Annotated in this window: 5 protein-coding genes and 1 pseudogene; 2 read left to right on the plus strand and 4 right to left on the minus strand. The window is 70.7% G+C overall.

Going from position 1 to position 6,850, the window contains the following annotated elements:
- Positions 1-36 precede the first annotated feature (36 nt).
- Positions 37-1,236, plus strand: a pseudogene (locus tag ACFWRO_RS34940) (glycosyltransferase); the annotation flags it as partial.
- A gap of 12 nt (positions 1,237-1,248) precedes the next feature.
- The gene (locus tag ACFWRO_RS34945) at positions 1,249-1,992 is read left to right on the plus strand and encodes an SAM-dependent methyltransferase (protein ID WP_384518039.1); all 744 of its coding nucleotides are present in this window, start codon (positions 1,249-1,251) and stop codon (positions 1,990-1,992) included.
- Here ACFWRO_RS34945 and ACFWRO_RS34950 read toward each other — a convergent pair.
- From ACFWRO_RS34950 to ACFWRO_RS34965, 4 genes are read right to left on the minus strand one after another with little or no spacing between them, the layout of a single operon-like run.
- Entirely contained in the window at positions 1,985-2,998 is a 1,014-nt protein-coding gene (locus tag ACFWRO_RS34950; protein ID WP_384518027.1) for a TIGR03842 family LLM class F420-dependent oxidoreductase, read from the minus strand. The genes ACFWRO_RS34945 and ACFWRO_RS34950 overlap by 8 nt on opposite strands.
- 12 nt (positions 2,999-3,010) lie before the next feature.
- Positions 3,011-4,414 carry a dihydropyrimidinase gene (gene hydA / locus ACFWRO_RS34955; RefSeq protein WP_384518030.1) on the minus strand — a complete coding sequence of 468 codons (1,404 nt, stop codon included), beginning with the start codon at positions 4,412-4,414 and terminating at the stop codon, positions 3,011-3,013.
- 29 nt (positions 4,415-4,443) lie between these two features.
- Positions 4,444-5,724 (minus strand): aspartate aminotransferase family protein, encoded by a 1,281-nt coding sequence (locus tag ACFWRO_RS34960; RefSeq protein WP_384518033.1) that lies wholly within the window; start codon positions 5,722-5,724, stop codon positions 4,444-4,446.
- Positions 5,721-6,563: a nitrilase-related carbon-nitrogen hydrolase gene (locus ACFWRO_RS34965; RefSeq protein WP_384518036.1), complete on the minus strand. Its 843-nt coding sequence runs from the start codon at positions 6,561-6,563 to the stop codon at positions 5,721-5,723. Before ACFWRO_RS34965 ends, ACFWRO_RS34960 begins: the two co-directional genes overlap by 4 nt.
- Positions 6,564-6,850 lie beyond the last annotated feature (287 nt).

Raw genomic sequence — 6,850 nt, forward strand, 5'->3', positions numbered from 1 at the left:
AGAACCCCCACCCGAAACAGAATTGAGAATCACGACATGCGTGTGTTGTTGATGGCGTACGGATCCCGCGGCGACATCGCGCCGCTTGCGGGCCTTGCCGCGCAGTTGCGGACCCTCGGCGCGGAGGTGCGCGTGTGCGCGCCGCCGGACGAGGAGTTCGCGGAGCTCCTGGCCGGTGTGGGTGCGGAGCTGGTGCCCTTCGGGCGGGACGTGCGGGCGCTGCGGACGGGAGCGCCGCCGTCGGACGCGGCCGCGTTCGCGGCCGAGCTGGTCGCCGCGCACTTCGAGACGGTCGGCAAGGCGGCCGAGGGTTGTGACGTGCTGGTGGCGAGCGGTCTGATGCCGGCCGGTGCCCGTTCGGTGGCCGAGAAGCTGGGCATCCGGTACGTGTACGCGGGCTTCCACCCGTTCGAGATGCCCTCCGCGCACTACCTCCCGTCGGGGCGACCCGGACCGCCCGCCCCGGCCGGCATGACCGACAACCAGGCCCTGTGGGACTTCGACGCCCAGAAGGTCAACGCCCTCTACCTCCAGCCGCTCAACGCCCACCGCGCGGCGATCGGCCTCGCGCCGGTGGACAACGTCCGCGACCACGTCTTCACCGAACGGCCGTTGCTGGCGGTGGATCCGGTCCTGGGCCCGTGGGAGCACCTGACGAACCTCGCCGTCGTGCAGACCGGTGCGTGGATCCTGCCCGACGAACGCGCCTTGCCCGCCGACCTGGAGGCGTTCCTGAACGCCGGCACCCCGCCGGTGTACGTCGGCTTCGGCAGCATGCCCATGAGCACGGCCGCCGACATCGCCAGGACCACCGTCGAAGCGGCCCGCGCCCAGGGCCGACGCGTACTCGTGTCCCGTGGCTGGGCGGACCTGGGCCTGGTGGACGACGCGGACGACTGCTTCGCCGTCGGAGACGTCAACCACCAGGCGCTGTTCCGCCGGGTCGCGGCCGTCGTCCACCACGGCGGCGCGGGCACCACGACCACGGCCGCCCGGGCCGGCGCGCCTCAGGTGGTGGTCCCCCAGTTCGTGGACCAGCCGCACTGGGCGGCCCGGGTGGCCGAGTTGGGCATCGGCGCGGCACACGACGGCCCGACCCCGACCTTCGAGTCCCTGTCGGCCGCACTAAAGACGGCCCTGACCCCGGAGACGGAGGCAAGGGCGAAGGAAGTGGCACCCACGATCCGCACCGACGGGGCGGAGGTGGCCGCGAAGCTGCTCCTCGACACGGGCGGCGCCGCGCCGCCGATGAGCCGCGAACAGATCTCCGCGATCGCCCACGCCGACCACCCGATCAAGTCCCCACTCGCGGACGACTCGGTCACCCGCCTCCTCGCACACGGCCTCCCGCGCGGCGACGAGCGCGTGCTCGACCTAGGCTGCGGCACGGCGGAATGGCTCCTGCGCGCCCTGAAGGCGCGCCCGCACCTGCACGCCGAGGGCGTAGACACCTCCGAAGTCTCCCTGACACAGGCCCGCGAGGCAGCGACCGACCTAGGAGTGGGCGGACGCCTGACCCTCCACCACCAGAAGGCCGCGGACCTCACCCCCACCCACCCGTTCGACCTGGTGATCAGCGTCGGCGCCACCCACGCCTTCGGCGGCCTCCTCCCCACCCTCGCGGCGGCCCGCGAGCACCTGGCCCCCGGCGGCCGGGTGCTGATCGGCGAGTCGTTCTGGGACCGCACCCCTTCGCCGACGGCGGTCGAGATGTTCGGCGACCTCGCCGACCTGGCGACCACCGTGGACCACGTGGTCGCCGACGGCTGGACCCCCGTCCACGGCCACGTCAGCACCCGCGCCGAGCTGGACACCTACGAGTGGGCCTGCTGGGGCTCCCTGGCTTCCTGGGCCCTGGACCACCCCACCGACCCGGCCGCCGCACAGGCCCTGGAGACGGCGAACGCCCAGCGTTCGCAGTGGCTGCACGGCTACCGGGACAGCTTCGGCTTCCTCTGCCTGGTCCTGCGCCGGACCTCAGAGCTCAGTTGAACACCGGGATGATGTCGGAGCCGTACGCGTCGATCGTGAACTCGCGGTTGTCGTGCATGTTGTAGACGGCGAACTGGTCGACGCCGAGCTCCTTGAGGTGGTGGAGCTTGGCGAGGTGGGTCTCGGTGGGGCCGAGGAGACAGAAGCGGTCGACGATCTCGTCGGGGACGAAGTCGGTGTCGGGGTTTCCGGCGCGGCCGTGGTGGCTGTAGTCGTAGCCGTGCCGGTCCTTGATGTACGCGGTGAGGGCGTCCGGGACCATACCGGAGTGCTCGCCGTACCTGGCGACCAGGTCGGCGACGTGGTTGCCGACCATGCCGCCGAACCAGCGGCACTGGTCACGGGCGTGGGCCAGGGCCTCGGGCGAGTCGTCGGCCGTGACGTACGCGGGGGCGGCGACGCAGATCGTCAGGGCGTCGGGGTCGCGGCCGGCCTCCACCGCCGCCTGGCGGACCGCCTTCACCATCCACTCGGTCAGGAACGGGTCGGCGAGCTGGAGGATGAAGCCGTCGGCCTTCTGCCCGGCGAGCGCGAGGGCCTTCGGGCCGTACGCCGCCATCCAGACCGGGAGCTTGCCGCCGGCGACCCAGGGGAGGCGGATCGGGTTGCCGTCCACCTCCGCCTCGCGGCCCTCGGCGAGGTCGCGGATGACGTCGATGGCCTCGCCCAGGCGGGCCAGGGTGTTCGGCTTGCGGCCGGCGACGCGCATCGCCGAGTCGCCTCGGCCGATGCCGCACACCGTCCGGTTGCCGTACATGTCGTTGAGGGTGGCGAAGGTGGAGGCTGTCACCTCCCAGGTGCGCGTTCCCGGGTTCGTCACCATCGGGCCCACGTGGAGTTTGGTGGTGTGTTCGAGGATGCGGCTGTAGATGACGAACGGCTCCTGCCACAGCACTGCGGAGTCGAAGGTCCAGCCATAGCGGAAGCCGTTGCGCTCCGCCCGGCGCATCAGGCCGACGACCTCCGAAGCGGGCGGGTCGGTCTGCAGGACGAGTCCGAAGTCCACGTCGTCGTTCTCCTAGTTCAGGTACTGGCAGGTGGATCGCGGGGTGAAGACGCCGTGCCCGGCGCGCCCGGTGAACTTCCGCTGGTCGATGACGACTTCGCCACGCGAGAGGACGGTCTCGACCTGGCCGGTGACGGTCCTCCCCTCGTACGCCGAGTAGTCGACGTTCATGTGGTGGGTCTCCACCGACAGCGTCTGGACGGTGTGCGGGTCGTAGATCACGACGTCGGCGTCCGCGCCCGGCGCGATCGTGCCCTTCTGGGGGTACATGCCGAACATCCGCGCCGGGGAGGCGCAGGCGATCTCGATCCAGCGGCGGCGGGAGATGTGGCCGTCGACGACCGCCTGGTGGAGGAGGTCCATACGGTTCTCCACGCCCGGCAGGCCGTTGGGGATCTTCGAGAAGTCCCCTCGGCCCAGGTCCTTCTGCCCGACGAAACAGAACGGGCAGTGGTCCGTCGACACCACCTGAAGGTCGTTCGTCCGCAGGCCCCGCCAGAGCGCCGCCTGGTGCTCTTTCGGCCGAAGGGGCGTGCTGCACACGTACTTGGCGCCCTCGAAGTCCGGCTCCGCCAGGTTGTCCGTCGACAGGAACAGGTACTGCGGGCAGGTCTCGCCGAAGACCGGCAGGCCCTTGTCGCGCGCCGCCGCCAGTTCGGCGACGGCCTCCTCCGCCGAGACGTGGACGACGTACAGCGGGGCGCCCGCGACCCGGGCGAGCTGGATCGCCCGGTGGGTGGCCTCGGCCTCCAGGAGGACCTTGCGGACCTCGCCGTGGTAGCGGGGGTCGGTCTCGCCGCGGGCGAGCGCCTGCTCCACCAGGACGTCGATCGCGATGCCGTTCTCCGCGTGCATCATGATCAGCCCGCCGTCGTCGGCGGCCCGCTGCATCGCCCGCAGGATCTGCCCGTCGTCCGAGTAGAAGACCCCCGGATAGGCCATGAACAGCTTGAACGAGCTCACGCCTTCCTGGACGAGCCGGTCCATCTCCTTGAGCGTCGACTCGTTCACGTCCGACATGATCATGTGGAAGCCGTAGTCGATCGCGCAGTTGCCGTCGGCCTTGGCGTACCAGGTGTCGAGCCCTTCGCGCAGGGAGTGGCCGACGCTCTGGACGGCGAAGTCGACGATGGTGGTGGTGCCGCCCCAGGCTGCGGCCCGGGTGCCGGTCTCGAAGGTGTCGGAGGCGAAGGTGCCGCCGAACGGCAGCTCCATGTGGGTGTGCGCGTCGACGCCGCCCGGGATGACGTAGCGGTCGGTGGCGTCGATGGTGCGGTCGGCGGTCCAGCCGGCGGCCGCGTCGGAGCCGTGCGCCGCCAGAGCGGCGATCCGGCCGTCCTCGATGAGGACGTCGGCGTGGAGCTCGTCGGCGGCGGTGACGACGAGGCCGCCGCGGATGAGGGTTCGGGTGCTCACGGGTGTTCCCCCTGGATGAAGGCGGTGAACTACAGGGAACGGAGGGCCTGTTCGAGGATCGCTGCGCCCTCCTCGGCCTCGGCGACGGTGAGCGAGAGCGGCGGCGCGATCCGCAGGGAGCTGGTGTTGTGGCCGCCTCCCTTTCCGATCAGCAGGCCGCTCTCGCGGGCGGCCTCCAGGACGGCCGCGGCCGCCGCCGGATCCGCCTCGTCGGTGCCGGGCCGGGTGAGTTCGATGCCGATCATCAGCCCGCGGCCGCGCACCTCCCGTACCGCGTCGACGCCCGCACCGGCCGCGCGCAGCCGCTCGATCAGCAGCCCTCCGACCCGCCGGGCGTTGCCCTGGAGGTCGTGTTCGAGGAGGTACGCGAGGTTGGCGAGGCCCGCCGCCATGGTGATCGGTGAACCACCGAAGGTGGAGATGGAGTTGGCGTCGATGCAGTTCATGATCTCGGCGCGGGCGACGACTCCGCCGACCGACATGCCGTTGCCGATGCCCTTGGCGAAGGTGAGGATGTCCGGCGGACCCGCCTGGCCGTGCGCCTGCCAGCCCCAGAAGTTGTCGCCGGTACGGCCCCAGCCGGTCTGCACCTCGTCGGAGATCCACAGGATGCCGTGCCGGTCGAGGACGCGGCGGAAGGCGGCGTAAAGGCCGTCGGGCGGGGAGGTGAAGCCGCCGACGCCCTGGATGGGTTCGGCGATCAGCGCGGCGACGTCCCGGGTGTGGCCGAGGAGGTCTTCGAGGTCGGCGACGCAGGCGTCGACGAAACGCTCGTCGCTGTACTGGGCGTAGGGGCCGCGGGTGCGGACGCCACCATGCACGTACAGGGTCTGGAGCGGGGAGAGGCTCGTCGGGGACCAGGCGCGGTTGCCGGTGATGCCCACGGTGGAGAAGGAGCGGCCGTGGTAGCTGTTGCGCATCGCGAGGATCTGGTTGGTGCGGCGGTACGCGGTGGCGAGCAGCAGGGCCGTGTCGTTGGCCTCGGTGCCGGAGGTGGTGAAGAAGACCCGGGCGTCCGGGATGCCGGAGAGGGTGGCGATCCGCTCGGCGAGCTCCACCATGGGGCGGTTGAGGTAGAGCGTGGAGGAGTGGATGATCCGGCCGGCCTGCTCGGCGACGGCCTTGGTGACCTCGGGCACGGCATGGGCGGTCATGGTGGTGAGGATGCCGCCGAAGAAGTCGAGGTACCTCCTCCCGTCCGCGTCCCAGACGTGCCGGCCCTCGCCGTGGGTGATCTCGATCGGGTCCTTGTAGTAGAGGGCGACCCAGTCGGGGATGACGGAGCGGTGGCGGTGGTACAGGTCGTTCACGGCTGCACCAGCCCGTCGTAGGCGTCGGGGCGGCGGTCCCGGTAGAAGGCCCACTGCTGCCGCACCTCGTCGATGAGGCGGAAGTCGAGGTCGCGGACGATGAGTTCCTCGGACTTGTCGGAGGCGACCTCGCCGACGAACTGGCCGCGCGGGTCTACGAAGTAGCTCGTGCCGTAGAAGTCGTTGTCGCCGTACTCCTCCTGGCCGACCCGGTTGATCGCGGCGACGAAGTACTCGTTCGCGACGGCGGCCGCGGGCTGCTCCAACTGCCAGAGGTAGGAGGAGAGGCCGCGCGAGGTGGCCGACGGGTTGTACACCAACTGGGCGCCGTTGAGCCCGAGTTGGCGCCATCCCTCCGGGAAGTGGCGGTCGTAGCAGATGTAGACGCCGACCTTGCCGACGGCGGTCTCGAAGACCGGCCAGCCGGCGTTCCCGGGCCGGAAGTAGTACTTCTCCCAGAAGCCCTTGACCTGCGGGATGTGGTGCTTGCGGTACTTGCCGAGGTAGGTGCCGTCGGCGTCGATCACGGCGGCGGTGTTGTAGTAGAACCCGGCGCCCTCGACCTCGAAGACGGGGACGACGATCACCATGCCGGTCTCGCGGGCCAGCTCCCGCATCCGCGTGACGGTCGGCCCGTCGGGGACGGGCTCGGCCCAGCGGTAGTGCTCGGGCTCCTGCACCTGGCAGAAGTAGGGGGCGTTGAAGACCTCCTGGAACCCGATCACCTTCGCACCCTGCCGGGCCGCCTCGCGGGCGTGCTCCTCGTGCTTGGCGATCATGGATTCGGTGTCGCCTGTCCAGGTCGCCTGGACGAGTGCGGCGCGTACGACGTCGGTCATGAGCTGCTCCTTCGGCGCGGCGTCAGAGAGCCTCTACGCACGTAGACACGGTGCGTAGGAGGAGAACGTAAGCCCCGTCACACCCCGGAGCAAGACCGCCGCCGTGAACCGCCGGAGTCGATCATGTTTCCTACCCGAGTAGTCCATGTCGGACACGCACCGACACGTACGGTAAGCCCATCAGGTCACCGGCAGGCCCGCGACGCGCAGGGCGTGGACCAGGTCGCGCTCGCGGGCCGGGGACAGCGCGCGGGCCGCTTCCCGGAGTTGGGGGACGAGGCCGCGCG

Origin of the sequence: Streptomyces sp. NPDC058579 (assembly GCF_042718575.1) — a bacterium.
In the GTDB taxonomy this organism is placed as follows: domain Bacteria; phylum Actinomycetota; class Actinomycetes; order Streptomycetales; family Streptomycetaceae; genus Streptomyces.

Bases quoted from the DNA above. Each gene is read 5' to 3' on its own strand.
- ACFWRO_RS34965 (WP_384518036.1), bottom strand. From the start codon at position 6,563: ATGACCGACGTCGTACGCGCCGCACTCGTCCAGGCGACCTGGACAGGC.
- ACFWRO_RS34945 (WP_384518039.1), top strand. From the start codon at position 1,249: ATGAGCCGCGAACAGATCTCCGCGATCGCCCACGCCGACCACCCGATC.